Annotated in this window: 12 protein-coding genes; 7 read left to right on the forward strand and 5 right to left on the reverse strand. The window is 75.0% G+C overall.

Annotated features, from left to right (window positions below):
* Positions 1 to 146: 146 nt before the first annotated feature.
* Both ABZ809_RS29835 and ABZ809_RS29840 read right to left on the reverse strand, forming a co-directional pair.
* The gene (locus tag ABZ809_RS29835) at positions 147 to 599 is read right to left on the reverse strand and encodes a hypothetical protein (protein WP_357565949.1); all 453 of its coding nucleotides are present in this window, start codon (positions 597 to 599) and stop codon (positions 147 to 149) included.
* 257 nt (positions 600 to 856) lie between these two features.
* Positions 857 to 2,674 carry a VanW family protein gene (locus ABZ809_RS29840; protein WP_357565989.1) on the reverse strand — a complete coding sequence of 606 codons (1,818 nt, stop codon included), beginning with the start codon at positions 2,672 to 2,674 and terminating at the stop codon, positions 857 to 859.
* Positions 2,675 to 2,853: 179 nt separating this feature from the next.
* On the opposite strand from ABZ809_RS29840, the gene nudC reads away from it, so the two are divergent.
* Entirely contained in the window at positions 2,854 to 3,774 is a 921-nt protein-coding gene (gene nudC, locus ABZ809_RS29845; protein ID WP_357565951.1) for an NAD(+) diphosphatase, read from the forward strand.
* A gap of 24 nt (positions 3,775 to 3,798) precedes the next feature.
* Here nudC and ABZ809_RS29850 read toward each other — a convergent pair whose 3' ends face one another.
* Positions 3,799 to 5,046 carry a polysaccharide biosynthesis protein gene (locus ABZ809_RS29850; RefSeq protein ID WP_357565952.1) on the reverse strand — a complete coding sequence of 416 codons (1,248 nt, stop codon included), beginning with the start codon at positions 5,044 to 5,046 and terminating at the stop codon, positions 3,799 to 3,801.
* A gap of 168 nt (positions 5,047 to 5,214) precedes the next feature.
* Between ABZ809_RS29850 and ABZ809_RS29855 the strand changes: the two genes are divergently transcribed.
* Positions 5,215 to 5,970: an FkbM family methyltransferase gene (locus tag ABZ809_RS29855; protein WP_357565953.1), complete on the forward strand. Its 756-nt coding sequence runs from the start codon at positions 5,215 to 5,217 to the stop codon at positions 5,968 to 5,970.
* Positions 5,971 to 6,009: 39 nt separating this feature from the next.
* Here the strand turns inward: ABZ809_RS29855 and ABZ809_RS29860 are convergent, their stop codons facing one another.
* Positions 6,010 to 7,905 (reverse strand): hypothetical protein, encoded by a 1,896-nt coding sequence (locus ABZ809_RS29860; protein ID WP_357565955.1) that lies wholly within the window; start codon positions 7,903 to 7,905, stop codon positions 6,010 to 6,012.
* Positions 7,906 to 8,041: 136 nt separating this feature from the next.
* Between ABZ809_RS29860 and ABZ809_RS29865 the strand changes: the two genes are divergently transcribed.
* Entirely contained in the window at positions 8,042 to 9,760 is a 1,719-nt protein-coding gene (locus tag ABZ809_RS29865; RefSeq protein WP_357565956.1) for a hypothetical protein, read from the forward strand.
* Entirely contained in the window at positions 9,757 to 9,921 is a 165-nt protein-coding gene (locus ABZ809_RS29870) for a hypothetical protein (RefSeq protein WP_357565957.1), read from the forward strand. Before ABZ809_RS29865 ends, ABZ809_RS29870 begins: the two co-directional genes overlap by 4 nt.
* Before the next feature lie 55 nt (positions 9,922 to 9,976).
* Here the strand turns inward: ABZ809_RS29870 and ABZ809_RS29875 are convergent, their stop codons facing one another.
* Positions 9,977 to 11,134, reverse strand: a complete 1,158-nt coding sequence (locus ABZ809_RS29875) for a glycosyltransferase family 4 protein (protein WP_357565958.1) — start codon at positions 11,132 to 11,134, stop codon at positions 9,977 to 9,979.
* A 248-nt stretch (positions 11,135 to 11,382) separates the two neighbouring features.
* Here ABZ809_RS29875 and ABZ809_RS29880 point away from each other — a divergent pair, with 248 nt between their 5' ends.
* From ABZ809_RS29880 to ABZ809_RS29890, 3 genes are read left to right on the forward strand one after another with little or no spacing between them, the layout of a single operon-like run.
* The gene (locus ABZ809_RS29880; RefSeq protein ID WP_357565960.1) at positions 11,383 to 13,053 is read left to right on the forward strand and encodes a substrate-binding and VWA domain-containing protein; all 1,671 of its coding nucleotides are present in this window, start codon (positions 11,383 to 11,385) and stop codon (positions 13,051 to 13,053) included.
* Positions 13,050 to 17,462, forward strand: a complete 4,413-nt coding sequence (locus ABZ809_RS29885) for an alpha-(1->3)-arabinofuranosyltransferase (RefSeq protein WP_357565961.1) — start codon at positions 13,050 to 13,052, stop codon at positions 17,460 to 17,462. Before ABZ809_RS29880 ends, ABZ809_RS29885 begins: the two co-directional genes overlap by 4 nt.
* On the forward strand, positions 17,459 to 18,304 hold the full coding sequence (locus ABZ809_RS29890) for a class I SAM-dependent methyltransferase (protein WP_357565962.1): 846 nt from the start codon (positions 17,459 to 17,461) through the stop codon (positions 18,302 to 18,304). The genes ABZ809_RS29885 and ABZ809_RS29890 overlap by 4 nt, the downstream gene beginning before the upstream one ends.
* Positions 18,305 to 18,354 lie beyond the last annotated feature (50 nt).

The following is an 18,354-nucleotide window of genomic DNA, read 5'->3' on the forward strand; positions in this document are numbered from 1 at the left end:
CTCGGGAGGGTGTGGGAGAGTAGGACGCCGCCGGACATCTTTCAGTTCAGGGTCACCCCTTGCGGGGTGGCCCTGAACTGCATTCCAGACCATTTTCGCGCCGGCCCGCGACATGCCTCTGCCGGGCCTTCGGCAGAGACGACGGATCAGTAACTGCCGGGGCCGACCCCGCGCAGCGTCCCGCCCGGACCCATGCGGGACCTTCGCGGCGGCCCCGTGGTCCGTAGCGCCTCCGCACAGGCGGCGTCGCGGGCATCCTGGTCCCCACCGGACGGGTCGATGACACGGAAGCCGTGCAGGCGAACAGCGTCGGCATCGACGTCGGCTGCGGACGGACGGCCCTCGATGACGAAGCCGAACAGCGCGCGCAACGCTTCCTCGCCCAGGGCGAGGGGATGGAACGGCAACGGGTAGGGATCCTGGCTGTGCCAGCCGGGCACCGGCTCGACCGGATGCGCGCCCGCCCAGTACGGCAGCTCGAAGCCGTACGGCTCGCCGATGCTCTCCTGGATCCCGCCGTCCGGCGACAGGCTCAGCGACCGGACCAGCACACCGTCCTCCCAGACCGCGAAACCGAGCCAGTCCGCGACCGAGTGCATGCCGTGCATGATGATCCGCCGACCCGCCCCAGCCTGCCGCAGGTGCTCCGGCAGCTCAGACGGGCAGTCGAGGACGAGTCGGTGGTTGCCCGCACGCTACTTGGCGGCCACGACCGTCGCGGCGCGGTGTCACCCCACTGATCCCCCACGCACCGGAGCCGGGGCGCCTCAGTGGTGAACTCGGTGCGCGTACCCCGGAAAGGCGCTGCCCCGCCGGAAGGCCGGCGGGGCAGCGACGTGCGGAAGTGGGACGATGGTCAGGACGGTTCACGGGCGCAGATGAAGCGGGGCTCCGCGGAGTAGCGCCAGGTGAACTTCTCCCGCTTCACGACCTTGCCGTCCTTCTTGATGACCCGGAAGGCGTCCTGGGTGAAGCCCTGGCTGCCGCTGGCGGGGATGCAGGTCGGACCGGGCTCCAGGTAGACCGTCTTGGGCTGCGTGATGTTGCGGCGCGGGCTGTATTCCGTCTTCACGCTGTCCCAGATCTTGGTGCTCCAGATCGACACCGTGATCGAACCCGACGTGTAGGAGGTGTCGATCAGAAGGCCGTGCTCGGTGTTGTTGCGGAACTTGAAGTCCAGGTCGGGCCAGAAGATGGTCGACTCGATGACCGCCGGGTACCGGCTGAACCAGTACGAGTGCGGCTTGTGCTCGACGTCCTCCAGCCCCGCGTAGTACGTGGCGTTGAACAGGGTGGTGGTGAACTGCGAGGTGCCGCCTCCCACACCGGGGACGAGCTTGCCGTCGAGGATGACCGGGGCGTCCCGGTAGCCCTGGGCGTAGCCGCGCTCGCCGGTGTGCCCGTTGAGCGAGAAGGTCTCGCCGGGGAGGACCACGGTGCCGTCCACGTCCTTGGCGATCGTGACGATGTTCTGGCTGCGTGGCGAGGACAGCCCGCCGGTGAACCGGGTCGTGAAGGTGGAGACCCGCTCCTTGATGCCCAGCTCGCCGAGCTTCGCGGCGGTCAGCTCCGGCTCCGCCGGCTTCAGCTCCCCGGTGACCTTCCGGTCGTCGGCCTGCGGCAGGACGGCGAGCAGGTCCCGGCCGAGGGCGGCGCTGTCGAGCTGCTGGCCGGGCTTCCCGTCGACGATCTTCGGCTTGCCGCCGGAGATGGTCATCCGGGCGTCCTTCGGCGGCACCTCGACCGTGTTCAGGTCGTTGCCGAGCGCGGTGCGCAGCCGCTTCACGTCCACCTGCGGGGTCAGCTTGCCGGCCTTGTCGGCGGTGAACCGGAGGCTCCGCGCGATCGCCTGCGGCGGGATCCGCACCGATCCCTTGCCGGTGGTCAGCGTGACCGGCGCGGCGACCGCCGGCTTGGCCAGCTCGGCCACCATCCGGTCCACCTCCTCGGCGGTGGTCGCCGGGTGCGTCTCGACCAGCGGCACCGTCACCGGCTGGCCGCTGAGCCAGCCCTCCCGCACCACCTGGGCGGAGCGCTCCGGATCCAGCGCCAGGCTCGGCTTCGGGTGCACCGCCTTCGGCGTGGTGCCCTTCCAGGTGATCGCCGGCATGGTCATCTTTCGGCCCTGGTCGCCGACCACCTTCTCCAGCGCCGCGTCGAGCCGGGCCGCGTCCACGGCCACCACCGGCTGCACCGTGCGGGACCCGACGAGCCGGTCGACCGGGTGCGCCTCGGCCTCGGCCGCCGCCGCCACGGTGGCGTCCACGTCGACCGTCAGGCCGACCGCGGCCGGGTCGATCGTGGCGGTCTGCTCGCCGACGCGCACCGACAGCGGGGCGGCGAGGCTGGTGGCGCGACGGTCCAGCTCCGCCCGCAGCTCCCGGGCGGCGTCCGCACGGCTCCGGCCGCCGAGTTCCGCGCCGAGCACCGTCGTCCCGCGTGGCACGTCACCGGCGTACGCGTAGGCGCCCACCCCGGCCACGGAGGCCAGCACCGCCGTGACGACCCCGGCGGCCAGCAGCAGCCGGACCCGACGGGACCGGCCCCCGCCGCCCGGCGTGCCCGCCGGTGTCACCGGCTGCGGCTCGTCGCCCGGCCAGGTCACGGCCGTGACCTGCACAGTGGGCCGGTCGTCGGCGGGTGGAGTCTTCTCGCCGTACAGCGTCACGGTCACCTCGATCGGACGTGCCACAACGGGGGGAGCGCGCCTCCGCCCGGAAGACACCTACGGTAACCGGCGGCCCGGCGGGGCGGCAGTCCGCGCCCACCCGTTCCGGCACGGCGTGTCCCCCGGCGTCCCGGCGCTCACCGGCCGGCTGCCGGCGCGCACGGTGGGCGTGACACGGTAGGGCCATGCGAGCGGTCGAGGCGGTACTGACGTACGGCGGCGGGTGGCTGGACCGGGCGGGGCAACTGCGCGCCGATCCCGCGCGGCTCGCCACCCTGCTGGCGGAGCCGACCAGCACCCTGCTGCCCCTCTGGCGGGACCACTGCCTGGTCGCCGCCGACCTGCCGGTGCGGCTGACCGGTGACCGGGCGGCCGGGGCGCTCGCCGTCGCCGACGAGACCGTGTTCCTCGGCATGCACGACGGCTCGGCCGTCTTCGCCGTCGACCTCTCCGGCCTGCCCGAGGCCGCCGCCGTCGAGGTGACCGGGGCGGGCGCCGCCGTGGACGTACGCGCGCTGGTCGGCCGGCTGGAACCGGCCGAGGCGGCCGTCCAGGCGTACGCGCGGGGGCTGCTGCACTGGCACCGGCAGCAGCGGTTCTGCGGCACGTGCGGGGCGTCGACCGACGCGCGGGGCGGCGGGCACGTCCGGGCGTGTGCGCGGCCGGACTGCGGGCGGCTCCTCTTTCCCCGGATCGAACCGGCGGTCATCGTGCTGATCGAGGCGCCCGGCGCCCCGGAGCGCTGCCTGCTGGCCCGGCACGCGGGAGCGCCCGAGGGGGCGTACTCGACGCTCGCCGGCTTCGTGGAGGTGGGCGAGAGCCTGGAGGACGCCGTCCGGCGGGAGATGGCCGAGGAGGCCGGGGTGACGGTGACCGACGTCGCGTACGTGGGCTCGCAGGCGTGGCCGTTCCCGGCCGGCCTGATGGTCGGCTTCCGGGCCACCGCCGCGTCGGAGGACGTGCGGGTGGACGGCGAGGAGCTGCTGGAGGCGCGCTGGTTCACCCGGGACGAGCTGCGCGAGCGGACAGCCGCCGGACGCCCGCTCGGCCGGGTCGACTCGATCGACCACCACCTGCTGCACTCGTGGCTCGCCGCCGGCACCTGACCGCCGCCGGGGCCGTGGGCTCGCTCAGGGGGTGCCGATCGGCGAAGGGCCGGACGTGCGACGGAAGGCCAGCGACACCATGAGCACGGCCGTCAGGACGGCGGTGCCGAGCGCGCAGACGAGGATGCCCTCGACCGTGCGGGGGGCGGCGAGCAGGGCAACCCCGGCGAGGCCGGCGGTGGCCGCCCAGAGCGGCGCGGCGGGCCATCGGGCCCCCGTCGCCACCCGGTCGTTGACCAGCATGAACACCACCGCGTAGAGGGCGCCCACGGCGGCGAAGAGCGGTGCCTCACCGGCCAGGTGCAGGTAGCCCGCGCCACCGGCGAGGCGGAACGCCAGCTCGCCGGCGAACGCGGAGGCGCCGACGAGGACCCCGCCGCAGGCCAGGATCAGTGTCAACGCGGCGATCCGGGCCCGCCGGTCGCCCTGGGCGAGCCGGGGCAGCACCAGCACGGTGACCACCTGCGGCGCCCAGAGCGCGCCCTTGGTGAGCACCGAACCGACCGCGTACCCGCCGGAGGCGTCGCCGGGGAGCAACTGGCGGGCGAGGATCAGGTCGGCGTACGAGATGGTGAGCATCGCCAGCGACGCGCCGCACGCCGTCAGCACGTGCCGGGCGGTCAGCCGGCGGTCCACCGCACCGCCGGCGGGCGTGCTGGGCGGGGCCGGCGCGGCGGCCGGGTCCGGCCGGGCGAGGTGGGCCAGCAGCGGCAGGGCGGCCAGCCCGGTGAGCGTGGCGAGCAGCAGGCAGGCGACGGGCCCCCGGCCGAGGGCGAGCCCGAGGACGAGCCCGCCGTAGCGGCCCGCGGCGAGCACGGTCATCGCGGCGGCGAGGCGCAGGAACCGCTGGTCGCCCTGGAGTTCGCCGAGCCACCTGCCCGCCAGCACGGTGGCGAACGTGGTCGCCGCGAGCAGCAGGGTCAGCGCCACCGGAAGCCGGAGCGCCGCGCTGAGCACCGGGGCGGCCAGCGCCGTCACCCCGGCGGTGAGCGCTGCGGTGCGCAGCGCGAGGCGGGTGCTGCCGCTGGTGGCACCCCACCGGGCGCGGTGGGCGGCCACCGCGATCTGGAGGCCGAAGCCGGGCACGGCCGCGATGGCGGCGAGGGCGAGCGCGGTGGCCAGCGCGCCCAGCTCGGCGGCGGCCAGCCGGCGGGCCCCGAGGACCGGGACCAGGTAGGCCAGCGCGTTGGTCAGCATGGTGGCGACGGTGACGGCGGCACCCGCCGCGCCGAGGCGGACCACCCCGGCGTCCCTGCCCGTGCTCCGGGTCATGTCACCCCATGTCGCGTCGCTGTCCGGCGCGGCCGTGCGCACCGCCCCGGCGGAACGCCGGGACCGTGGCCCGACCCGGGGTGACGGTACCGGTCGGCCTGGCGGCTCGTCAGTCCCGCACCCGCGACCCCTGCCAACCGACGCGGGATGCGTCTAGTGTGCTGGCCCATGGCGTCGACGCATGTGACATCCGCGGCCACCTCCGGTCTGGCCGCGGTCCTCCCCGAACGGTTCGTCGCGGGCGCGATCCGCCGGGTCTATCCCCGGGTCGAACCGGAGCTGGCCCGGCTCGCCGGATTCGTTCCGCGTGGCGGCACGGCGGTGGACGTCGGCGCCTGGTACGGCCCGTGGACGGCGCGGCTGCTCCGGCGTGCCGACCGGGTGGTCGCGGTGGAGCCGACCCCGCCCCTGGCCCGACAGCTGCGGGCGGCGTTCCCCACCGTCGAGGTGGTCGAGGCGGCCGTGTCGGACCACGACGGCACCGCGTCGCTCTACCTGCCCGAGGGCGGGGCGATCGTCGGTACCTCGTCGCTGGAGGATCCGCGGCAGGGCAGCCCGGTGGAGGTCCGCCGGATCACGCTCGACTCGCTCGGCCTCACCGACGTGCGCTTCGTGAAGCTGGACATCGAGGGGCACGAGCTGCCGGCGCTGCGGGGGGCGGCGGAGACGATCCGCCGGGACCGCCCGGTGCTGCTGATCGAGGTCGAGGAGCGTATCCAGCCGGTCGGGCCGCTGCTGGACCTGCTCGCCGACTGGGGTTACCACGGGTACGTGCTGCCGGGGCGGGACTGGGTGCCGCTGGCTGACTTCGACCTCGGCGGGCACCAGCGCGCCGCGATCGCCCGGGTCGGCCAGAGCTTCGCCCGCCGGGTGCTCTGGCCGCGCCCGCGCTACGTCAACTCGGTGCTGTTCCGCCCCGAGTGAGGGCCCGCGCGCAGCCCCGGTCACGCGGGTCGAGGCGCCCTACTCCGGCCTCGGGGCGGGATTGCCGATGGCGATCTCGTTCGTGCACAGCGTCAGTTCGGTCCCCGTCACGGACAGTTCCACGGTGTCCCCGCCACCCGAGATGCGGAAGAACCGCTGGTTGAGGCCCTTCCTGACCGGGAACACGGCGGTGCCGTCGCCGAGCCGGAGAACGGCGGTGCCGTCCGCCGAGCTCAGGTAGCCGATGCGCACCACCCAGTACCAGTCGTCCCTCGGCTCGTTGAGCGAAATTCGGACCGTCTGCCCGCTGGACACCACGTAGCCGCAGCCTTCCTGCGGGCCGGGCCGGTTCGTGCTGCCCTGGACGGTGGCCACCTGGATGCGGCCCAGCGCGTCCAGGACCGACGGGTTCTCGGCCTCGTCGACGAAGGTCGGCCGGGTGCCGAAGGCGCGGAAGAACCGGGACTGGAGGTTGTAGGGGAAGGAGAGGGTCGGCACGACGTTGTCCGGGACCGGCTGGTCGAAGAAGACCGTGCCCGGCGGGGCGCTGGCCATCTCGATCCGGACGGTGTCGATGTACGACCGGCCGGACTTCCTCGACCACTCGTCGCTGTAGCGCGAGGTCGTCCAGGCGGTGCCCAGGCAGATGGCCAGGAACACGACGACGAGCCCGGCGGTGGCCATCTCGCGGTAGCGCGCCGGCAGCGGGGCGAGCAGGCTGGGCGGCTCCGCCGGCGACGCGGTGGAGCGTGGCCGTGACACCGGCTCGGACGTCGGGCGGGCCAGACCGAGCAGGGCGACTCCGACACAGAGCGCGGCGACGACGACCACGTCGCTGACGTAGCGGGGGACCCCACCGGCCACCGCGCTGAAGACCGAACCGAGTCGGGTCGCGGCCAGCATCGCCCCGACCATCAGCAGGTAGAACCCGAGCAGCAGCCAGGCCCGACCGGCGACGCGCTGCCGGCGTACGGTCACCACGATCAGGGCCACGAGGACGGCCCAGGCGCCCCACGTGCCGATCTCCGGTGGTGCCGCCACCGGCGCGCCGTCGCCCGCGCCCAGCCACTGCCACGGCCCGCCGAGCAGACCCGGCACCAGGGTGGAGCCGAGCATCTGCTGGAGGAACGAGAGCACCTCGACCGGAGAGTCCGGCCGCCGCAGCGACGACTCGGACCGGGTCAGGTAGGCGGCGAGGAAGCCGAGTGAGACGACGGTCAGCACGAGCCAGGACGCCCACCACCGCTTCACCGTCGTGGACACGGTGCGTACCACCCCGCCCTGCGCGAAGAGCAGGGCGGTGAGAAGGAAGACCAGCGGCACGACCAGCAGCGCCTTCTCGAAGAAGAACAGGCCGAGGAGCACCGACAGGCCCAGGGAGACGAGGTGCCGCGCGCGCCGGGTGTGGACGTAGCTGACCTGGGCGCCGATCGCGAGCACCATGGCCAGCTGCATCGGGAGCATGTTGACGCCCACCGCCCACCAGGACGTCGCCTCCAGGGTCAACGGGCTGAACAAGAACATGCCGAGCGGGACGAGCAGCAGCCAACCCGGCCGCAGCAACCGGCGGAGCAACCGGAAGAACAGGACGCCGAGCAGCGCCTGGCAGATCGCCATCAACAACACGTACGGCCAGTAGGCCATCCCGAAGGCCTGCGTCACCAGCCACATCACCAGGCGCCCGCCGGGCATGAGGTGGTTGTTGTACAGGCTCAGCAGGTGCTCGGGAGTCAGGTCGGACTCGGCGGCCTGGGTGATCAGCACGTAGTCGTCGGCGGCCAGGAAGCCGCGTGCGGCGAGGTGGGTCCGCCACAGGACGCTGAGCGCGATCATCGCGAGCGCGACCGTACGGAGCGGGTTCCCGCCCAACCAGCCGCCTGCCCGCTCGTTCTCCTCCGCGCGCGCCTCGGCCACGCGTGCCCCCGTCGATGCCATGGCGGGAAGACTGCCATACCGCCGACCGGTGACCCATCAGGCCAACGGATGGTTCGGGCGTCGCGCCGGGCCCGCGTACAGTGACCGCCACCAGCGCGGCGGCCGTCGCGTCAGGGTGTCTGGTGAGGTCGAGCGGATGCGTGAACGGCTGGTGCCGCACGGCGTGGCCGCCGCCGTGACGGCGGTGGTGCTCGCCCCGCTGGCGCTGCCCGGGTACGTGCTCCGTTACGACATGGTCTTCGTGCCCCGGCAGGCGCTGAGCTGGGAGGCGATCGCCCCGGCCTCGGCGCTGCCCCGGGCCGTCCCGCAGGACGCGGTGGTCGCGCTGGCCAGCCAGGTGGTGCCCGGCTGGCTGCTGCAACGGCTGGTGCTCTGCGCGATCGTGTACCTGGCTGCGCTGGGCGCCGCCCGGCTGGTGCCGACGGACCGGGTCGCCGTCCGGGTGGTGGCCGCCGTCGGGTACGCCTGGACGCCGTACCTGGCCGAGCGGCTGCTCGTCGGGCAGTGGGGGCTGCTGGTCGCGTACGCCGCCCTGCCCTGGCTGGTGCGGGCGGCGCTCGACGTGCGGGCGGGCCGGCGGGGTGCGCTCCCCCGGCTGCTGCTCGCGGCGGCGGCGTCGGCCATCACGCCCACCGGTGGGGTGCTTGCCCTGGTCGCGGTCGCGGTACTGCTGCCCGGGCGGTATCCGACGGCCGTCCGGTCGACGTCGCTGGGCGTGGGGCTGACGGTGCTGCTCAACGCGCCGTGGCTGGTGGCCGGGCTCGCCAGCGGCGACGCCGGCCGGTCCGATCCGGCCGGGGTGGTGGCGTTCTCGGCCCGGGCGGAGAACTGGGCCGGCCCGCTGGTGGCGCTGGCGGGCACCGGCGGCATCTGGAACGGGCAGACCACCCCCGCGTCGCGGGCGGTGGTGCTGGTGCCGCTGGCGACCGCGCTGCTGCTGGCCGTCGCCGGGTACGGCGTGCCGCTGCTGCGCCGGCGCTGGCCGCCGTCGGCCGCCGGCCGGTTCGGCCTGCTCGCCGCCGGTTCGTGGCTGGCGGCGGCGCTCGGGGTGCTGCCCGGCGGCGCGGACCTGCTCGGCTGGCTGGTCGCGACCGTGCCCGGCGCCGGCCTGTTCCGGGACGGGCAGAAGCTGCTGGTGCCGTACGCGCTGGCGTTGGCGGTGACCGGCGCGCTCGGCGTGGAACGGATCGCGGACCGGCTGGCGGCCCGCTTCGACGCGACAACCGCAGCCGTGGCGCTGGTCGGCGCGGCGCTGCTGCCAGTGGCGATCCTGCCCGACCTGGCCTTCGGCGGCGCCGGCCGGCTCCGGCCGGTGAGCTGGCCGCAGGACTGGGCGACCGTGGCCCGGTTGACGGCCGAGCGTCCCGGCGAGGTGATCTCGTTGCCGTTCCAGGAATACCAGAGTCACCCCTGGAACCACGGCCAGGTGGTGATCGACCCGGCGCCCCGGTATCTCGCCGTGCCGGTGCTGATCGACGACACGCTGCGGGTGGGCGGCCTGGCGGTGGCGGGCGAGGATCCGCGCGCCGCCCGGGTGCGGGAGGTGCTCGCCGCCGGTGCGCCGCTGTCGGCGACGGGCGTGCGGTGGGTGCTGGTGCAACGGGCGGCCGGCCCGGCGCCGGCCCCGGCGGCGCTGGCCGGGCTGCGGACGGTCCACGCGGGACCGGAGCTGACGCTCTACGAGAGTCCGCACTGGTCGCCGCCGCCCGCGCCGGCCCGGCCCGGACCGGTGGGACTGGCCCATCTGTTGGCCGGAACGGTGGTGCTGGGAATCGTTTTTTCGGGCGCTGCGCGGGGACGCTACCGCGTGGTAGCGTCCCGGCACGCGAGTCCCGCGGAAGGAGAAGGTGGATGAGGAACCTGCCCGCGTTCGTCGCCGTCGGGGTACTCGGGGTCGTGCTCGGCCTGCTCGGGAGCGTCGGACTGGCGAATGCGCTCAGCCCGTCCGCCAAGGAGGCCGCCACCACCAAGGTGAGTGAGCAGGGGACCGAGGCTCCGCTGTACGGCACGCGCTGAAACCACACGCACGAAGGGCGCCCGCCCCGCGGGCGCCCTTCGTCGTTCCCATGGCTCAGGCCCCGGCGGCCACGCGCGTCACCAGGCGGGCGAACCGGGCACCCGTCGCCGCCCAGGTGAAGCGGGACGCGTGCACCAGCGCGGCCTCACCCATCGCCTTGCGTCGCACGTCGTCGGCGAGCAACTCGCGTACGACGGCCGTGAACTCCGGCTCGTCGTCGACGAGCAGCCCGGTCTCGGTGTCGACCATCGCCTCGGCGACGCCGCCCGCGTAGCGGAACGCGACGGTCGGGGTGCTGCGGGCGGCGGCTTCCACGATGGTCAGCCCCCAGCCCTCCTTCAGTGAGGGGGTGAGCGCGAGCCACGCCGAGGAGAGCACCTCGTGCTTCTCGTCCTCGCTGATGAAGCCGGTGAACCGGACGTGGTCGGCGATGCCCAGCGATACGGACAGCTCCCGCAACGGCTGCTCCCACCAGCCCTGGCCGGCCACCACCAGCTCCAGGTCGGGCAGCTCGGCGACCAGCTCGGCCACGGTGCGCAGGGCGATCTCCACCCGCTTGTGCGGCACCAGCCGGCCGAGCACCAGCAGCGACGGGTGCGGGGTGCGGGGCAGCGGCGGGCCGGTCACCGGTGGCGTTCCGTTGGGCACCACGTCGATCCGCGTCGCGTCCACCCCGAGGGTGGCCAGCTCCGCCCGGCTCGCCTCGGACACCGTCACGTAGCGGCAGCGGCGGTAGAGCCGGACCGCCAGCCACGACTCGATCCACCAGCCCAGCCGGGCCATCCACGGGCCGAACACCACCGGCCACTGTTCCCGGTGCACGTGGTGCACGAGGGCGAGCACCGGGCGGCCGGCGTACAGCGGGGCGAAGAACGGCACCCCGTTGCAGACGTCGACGACCAGGTCCGGCCGGCCGAGACCGCGCCGGCTCAGCGGACCGAGACCGAGCCGGCCGGCGAGGCAGGTCAGCGCCGCCCGGGCGTAGACCGTCATCCGGGAGCCACGCCGCAGCACGGCCACGCCGTCGGGCGTGGTCCCGGTCGGGCCACCGTTGTCGTGCGCGGCGCAGAGCAGCGTGACCCGGTGCCCGGCGGCGACGAGTTCGGCGGCGATGCGCTCGATGTAGACCTCGGAGCCGCCGCCTTCCGGGTTTGTCGTGTCGCGCCAGTTGAGGAAGAGAACGTGGCGCGAGGGGGTGCCGGAGTTGTCCACGCTGCTCCTACCGACGAGTAAGTGAGCACGATCGCGCCACCCTAGGGCGACGTGGGTCACATTCGCAATGGGCCGCATCGGTGCCGGGGGTCCGGCGACAGGTGGTCGGGTGGGGGTTTGCCGGCGGCGGAAAACCTTGGCAGGGTGTGCAGCGCGACCGCGTACGGTAGCCGACACCGTTTCGGCGTCCTGCGGCGCGACCTGCGGCCGGACGCTTCGCTCCGGCGACGACGAGGAGGTGACCGGGCGTGCTGCGCGACGGTCCCGTGGCGCTGCGGCAACTCTTCCGGCGGTCGCCGGTGGTGCTGCTCAGCGCCGCGCTGGCGCTGCTGCTGGCCGGTTGGGCCGCGGTGGCGTACGTGCGGTCGGACCGTGGCGTCCCGGAGTGCCTGGACCGGGTCCGACTGCGGGTGGTCGCGGCCCCGGTGGTCGCGCCCGCCCTGGACCGGATCGTCCGGGCCAGCGTCGGCACCCAGCCCTGCGTCTCGATCGCGGTCGAGGCCCGGGAGTCCGCCGCCGTCGCCGCCGAGGTGGCCGACGGCGGGGACGTCGCCGACGCCTGGGTGCCGGAGTCCACGTTCTGGTTGCGCCGGGCCCGCGCCGCCGGCGCCTTCGAGGTGCCCGGTCAGGGCACGTCGCTGGCGAGCACCCCGGTCGTGCTCGCGGTGACCGAGCCGGCGGCCCGCCGGCTGGGCTGGCCGGCGAAGCCGCTGACCTGGCGGTCCCTGATCGGCCCGGCGGCCCGCGCCGCCAGGGTGGCGCTGCCCGATCCGGCCGCCGACCCGGCGGGCGTCGGGGCGGTGCTCGGGGCACGCGCTCTGACGGCCGGGCAACGGGACCCGGCCGGCGCGGTGGCGGCGGTGCTGCGCCGGCTCGCGGACCGGACGTTCGCTCCCGGCGACGGCGGGACCGTGCCGGCCGGGACGGGCCGGCCGGGGCGGGCCGACGCCGTGGCGACCAGCGAGCAGGCGGTGCTCGGGCACAACGCGCTCGCCGGCGCCGACAAGTTGGTCGCCGCGTACCCGGAGGTCGCGGTTCCCTCGCTGGACCTGCCGTACGCGGTGCTGCCGGCCGCCCAGGGCCCGGTCCGGAAGGCCGCCGCCGACTTTCTCACCAACCTGCTCACCGTCGAGGCCCGCGACACGCTGACCGGGTACGGCTTCCGCACCGCGGCCGGCTTCCCGCCCGCGGTGCCCCGCGACGGCCGGCTGTCGCCGGAGGTACGCGAACCGGTGCCGCTGCCCGCCGAGGAGGTCGTCACCGAGGCGCTGACCGGCTGGAGCGGTGTGCAGCGCAGTGCCCGCATCCTGACCGTGCTGGACATCTCCGGCTCGATGGCGGCCAAGGTGCCCGGTTCCGACGAGACCCGGCTCGGGGCCACGATCAAGGCCGCCCGGGAGGGATCGGGCCTGCTGCTCGACAACAGCGAACTCGGCATGTGGGTCTTCGCCACGAAGGTCGACGGCGACCGGGACCACCGGGAGATCCTGCCCGTCGGCCCGCTGGACGCGGCGCACCGGGAGCGGCTGGCCGAGCGGCTGGCCGCCGTCCGGGTCAAGCCCCGGGGCGGCACCGGGCTGTACGACACGACGCTGGCCGCGTACCGGGAGGCCCGACGGCACTGGACGCCGGGACGGATCAACCTGGTGCTGATCATGACTGACGGCCGCGACGAGGACGAGGAGAGCATCGGGCGGTCCCGGTTCCTCGCCGAGCTGGCCGGCCTGCAGGACCCGCGCCGGCCGCTGCCGATCGTCTTCATCGGGCTGGGCAGGGACATCGACCCGGACGAGCTGAAGACGATCGCCGAGGTCACCGGTGGGCAGGTGTTCCGCACCGAACAGCCCAGCGGCATCCGGCAGATCTTCTTCTCCGCGCTCGCCGACCTGAGCTGCCTGCCCCCGGAGTGCCGGCGGTGACCCTGGCCCGTCGGCTCCTCCGGCCGGCCCGCGAGGCGCCCGGCACAGCGCTGTCGTTGCTGCTGCTCACGGTGCTCGCCTTCGGGCAGCGGCCCGGTCAGGTCACCTTCGACACCAAGCTCGACCTCGCCGCGAACCCATTGCACTTCATGGCCCGGGCGCTGCACCTGTGGAACCCCGAGGCCACCTCCGGGGAGTTGCAGAACCAGGCGTACGGCTACCTGTTCCCGATGGGGCCGTTCTTCGGCGGGGGGCAGTTGCTGGGCGTGCCGCCGTGGATCACCCAGCGGGCGTGGACCGCGCTGCTGCTCGCCGCCGCGTTCTACGGCCTGCTGCGGCTGGCCCGGGCGCTGGGCGTCGGCACGGAACCCACCCGGTACGCGGCCGCGCTCGGCTACGCGCTGGCCCCCCGGATGCTCACCGAGATCGGTGCGCTCTCCTCCGAGACGCTCGCCGCCGCGATGCTGCCCTGGGTGCTGCTGCCGCTGGTCCTGGTGCGCCGGATCGGGTCGCCGCGCCGGGCCGCCGCGCTCTCCGCGCTGGCCGTGCTCGGCATGGGCGGGATCAACGCGGCGGTGGTGCTGCTCGCCCTGCTGCTGCCCGGGGTCTGGCTGCTCAGCCGCCGCTGGGACCGCGAGCACCTGCGGCTGGTGGGCTGGTGGTGTCTCTGCGTCGTCGGGGTCTGCCTCTGGTGGATCGTGCCGCTGCTGCTGCTCGGCGAGTACAGCCTGCCGTTCCTCGACTACATCGAGTCGTCCACCACCACGACGGCGGTGGCCTCGCTCTTCCAGGCGGTGCGCGGCACGAACCAGTGGGTCGCGTACATCGTGCAGGGCGACCCGTGGTGGCCGGCGGGCTGGCTGCTGATCGACCACCCGGTGCTGATGACCCTCACCGCGGTGGTGGCGCTTGTCGGCCTGGCCGGGCTCGCCGGCAACCTGCTGCCCGAGCGGCGCTTCCTGGTGCTCGGCTTCCTCACCGGGCTGACCCTGCTCACCATGGGCTACGTCGGCAGCCTGGACAGCCCGCTCTCGGCGCCGGTGCGGGACCTGCTGGACGGCCCGCTGGCGCCGTTCCGCAACGTGCACAAGCTGGATCCGGTGCTGCGGCTGCCGTTGATGCTCGGCTTCGCGCACGGCGTCGACGCGTGGGTCACCCGGCTGCACCGGGCCACCGCCCGCCGCCGCCCCGCCCTCCGGCTGCGCCCGCTGTTGTACGTACCGGTGCTGCTGCTGGTGCTGGGGGCCGCCGCGCCGGCCTGGCTCGGCCAGTTGCGGCCCGGACCCGGCTGGTCGGACCTGCCGCCGCACTGGCGGGCGGCGGCGACGTGGCTGGCGGAGCGTGACGCGCTGGCCCGCACCCTGATGGTGCCGGGCTCCGGCTTCGGCCAGTACGAGTGGGGACGGTCCGTCGACGAGCCGCTCCAGGCCCTGGCCGGGGCGCCCTGGGCGGTGCGCCACCAGATTCCGCTCGGCTCGGCGGGCAACACCCGGATGATGGACACGGTCGAGTCCGTCCTGTCCCACGGCCGGGGTTCGGCCGGCCTGGCCGACTTCCTGGCCCGCTCCGGGTTCCGGCATCTGCTGCTGCGCAACGACATCGACCGCACGCAGGTGGACGCGCCGCCGGTGGCGGTGCTGCGCCAGGCCCTCGCCGGGTCGCCGGGGATCGCGCGGGTGGCGACCTTCGGCAGCACCACCACCTTCGGCCGTACGCCCGGCAGCCCGGTCGACGAGGCCGCCGGCCCGCTGCCGGCCGTCGAGGTGTACGAGGTGCAGCGCCCGGTGCCGGCCGCCTCGGCGGTGCTCGCCGCCGACGTGCCGACGGTCAGCGGCGGGCCGGAGTCGCTGCTGCCGCTGCTGGAACAGGGGCTGGTGGAGCGGGACCGGCCGGTCGTGCTGGCCGGCGACCGGGCCGGCGCCCGCGACGACGAGTCGTGGATCGTGACCGACGGGTTGCGCCGCCGGGAACGCGACATCGGCCGGGTCCGGGACAACCTCAGCCAGACGTTGACGGCGGCCGAGGCGAGCCGGCAGGGGCGTGTCGCTCTCGACCTGCTGCCGTTCTCCGGCGACCGGCACCAGACGGTCGCCACCTACCAGGGCGTACGCGAGGTGACCGCCTCCACGGCGGCCAGCTTCGTGGACAGCCTGGCCCCCGCCGACCCGTCGCACCTGCCGTTCGCGGCGGTCGACGGCGACGACCGCACCGCCTGGCACTCCGCGCCGCTGGTCGGGCCCGTCGGGCAGTGGCTCGAAGTGGACCTGGACACGCCGCGCGAGGTCGACCGCGTCACGCTCGCCTTCGTCGACGACCTCGGGGTGGGGTGGCCGGTGACGCGGTTCCGGCTCACCACGGACCGGGGCTCGGTGGACCACGAGGTGGCCCGCACGTTCGGCGCGCACCCCTACTACACGCTTCCGGGCTCGACCAGCAGGGTGCGGGTCACGGTGCTGGCGGTGGCCGGCAACCGCGTCGACGGCGGGGTGGGCATTCGCGAGCTGGCCATTCCGGACACCACCCCGCGCCGTGCGCTGCGCACCCCCACGGACCTGCCGGCCGGCTTCGCCGGCCCGGTCTCCTGGTCGTTCAGTCGAGGGCCGGTCGACCGGCCCGCCTGCTTTCCGGTCGCCGCAGACCCGGGCCCGGACGCCACGCCGTCCGCCACCGCCGGCGTCCGGCCCGCCGGGACGGTGATCCGGTGCGACAGGTTCCTGGCCCGCTCCGGCGAGGAGCCGCTCGGGGTGGACCGGGTGTTCCAGAGCACGAACCCGGGTACGTACCGGCTGGCCCTGACCGCCGTGCCCCGGCCGGGCGGGTCGTGGACGCCTGCCGGGCTGCCGGTCCGCGCCGCCGCCTCCTCGTACCTGGCCGGCGACCCGGCCGTCGCCGCGTACGCGGCGGTCGACGGCGACCCGGGGACGGCCTGGCTGGCCGACACCGGCGACCTGCGGCCCACCCTGCGGCTGAGCTGGTCGGGGCCGCGCCGGATCGGCGAGCTGCGGCTGCTGCCCGCGGAGTTGCCCGTCGGCTCGCTGCCGCGGTCGGTCGAGGTGCGCACCCCGGGCGTCAGCCGGGAGCTGCCGGTCGGCGCGGACGGCGTGGTCCGCTTCCCGTCGGTACGGACGGACCGGATCGAGATCGTGGTGCGGGAGTCCGCCGCGCGGGTGGCCGACCGGCGCGGCAACGGCTGGACGGCGACGCCCGGCATCGCCGAGGTGCGGATCCCGGGCCTGGACGACCTGCTCCGTCCGCTCGCCGGGGCCACGCGCGTCGTCGAAGGGTGCGGCTCGGGGCCCGCCGTCGAGCTGGACGGCTTCCGCTACGACACCTCCGTCGCCGGCACCCTCGCCGACGTGCTCGCCGGTCGGCCGCTGCCGGTCACCGTCTGCGGCGACACCGGTGCGGTGGTGGACCTCGCGGCCGGCGGGCACCACCTGGCGACCTCGCCGTCGGCCGGTTTCGTCGTGCAGGACGCCTCGCTGCGCCCGGAGGCGGCTGCCGCCGCGCCCCGCCACCGTGAGGTGCGCGTGCTCGACTGGGATCCGACGGACCGGCGGGTGCGGGTCGCGGCCGGTGGGGCGGCGCTGCTGGTGGTGCCGGAGAACGCGAACGCCGGCTGGACGGCGAGCCTGGACGGTCGGCCGCTGACCGCCACCCGGGTCGACGGCTGGCAGCAGGCATGGGTGCTGCCGGCCGGCGGCGACGGGGAGGTCCACCTGGTGTTCGCGCCGGACCGGACGTACCGGGGCGGGCTGGCGGCCGGGGCGGGAGCGGCGCTCGCGGTGCTGCTGCTGGCCGTCGTGCCGGTTCGGCGCCGTGCGACGACCGGAGCCGCGCCGGCCCTGCCGGGCCCGATCCCGGCCGAGGGCCCCGCCTGGGTCACGGGCGTCTCGCTGGTGGTGCTGCTGGCCGCGCTGGGCGGCGTACTGCCGGTGGCCATCGTGCTGGCTGCCATGCTGCTGCGGCAGTTCGCCCGCCGGGCACTTCCGGTGGTGGTCTTCGGCGCGCTCACCGTCGCCACCGTGACGGCCGTGGCCGGCCGGTTGCAGGGCCACGGCCAGGAGTGGGCGTACGGCCCGTGGGTGCAGGGGGCGATGCTCGTCGCCGTCGGCGCGGTGGTGGCCGCGGTCCTGCCGGTGCCCGGTGTGCCACCGGACGCCGCCACTGCGGACGCGCGGGCGGACGCCGCCACTCCGGACGCGTGGCCGGACGCCGCCACTCCGGACGCGCGGGCCGGTGGGCGGGTCGCCGCGCCGGACGGGGCGGTCCCGGGGCCCGGCGGGGCTGCGGCGGTGCCCCGCGCGCGGCCCGGCGCGACGGACCCGGATGATGTGACGCCGGGCACGGGCGACGGGCGGCCGACCGGAGCCCCGGATCGGAACGAGGACGGGACGGTGGCGCGGTGAGCACAGCAGTCGACGGTGCCGGTGGGCGGGCGTCCCACCGCCGGTTCGCCACGCTGGGCCGGTCGGTGGCCCTGTTCCGGGCCTTCCTGGTCGAGCAGACCGACCCGGACCACTTCTACGGCCTGCTCGCCGAGGACTCCGTACGCCAGGTGGCGGGCTACACCCCGCTCGCCGGGCGGACGGTGCTCGACGTCGGTGGCGGGCCGGGTTACTTCGCGGCGGCCTTCCGTGCCGCCGGGGCCCACTACGTCGGGCTCGACCCCGACGTGGGCGACTTCTCGGCGGCCGGGGAATCGGTCGCCGGCATGCTCAGGGGCAGCGGCACCGCCCTGCCCGTCCGTTCGGGCGGGGTGGACGTGACGTTCTCGTCCAATGTGCTGGAGCACGTCTCGGAGCCGACCCGGATGCTCGACGAGATGGTCCGGGTGACCCGCCCGGGCGGGGTGCTCTTCGTGTCGTTCACCCCGTGGCTGTCGCCGTGGGGCGGGCACGAGACCGCGCCCTGGCACTACCTCGGCGGTGACCGGGCGCGGCGGCGGTACCAGCGCCGTACCGGCCGGCCCCCGAAGAACCGGTTCCGGGAGACGCTCTTCCCGACCTCGATAGCCCAGACACTGCGGTGGGCCAGGGGCAACGACGACGTCGAGGTGCTGGACGCCCTGCCGCGCTACCACCCGTGGTGGGGGCAGTGGGTGATCCGGATTCCCGGCGTCCGGGAGGTCGCGGCCTGGAACTTTCTGCTCGTCCTGCGCCGCGTCGACGCCGAACCCGGTGGCGTCGACGTCGAACCCGGCGGCGCGGCGGAAAAAACTGAGCTGACCGGGGGTCGCGTTGCTATGTAACCAAGGAGTAACCTCGCGGCCATCTCTCATCGACAGCAGCGAAAATTAGC

Origin of the sequence: Micromonospora sp. NPDC047074, from assembly GCF_040643815.1 — a bacterium.
In the GTDB taxonomy this organism is placed as follows: domain Bacteria; phylum Actinomycetota; class Actinomycetes; order Mycobacteriales; family Micromonosporaceae; genus Micromonospora.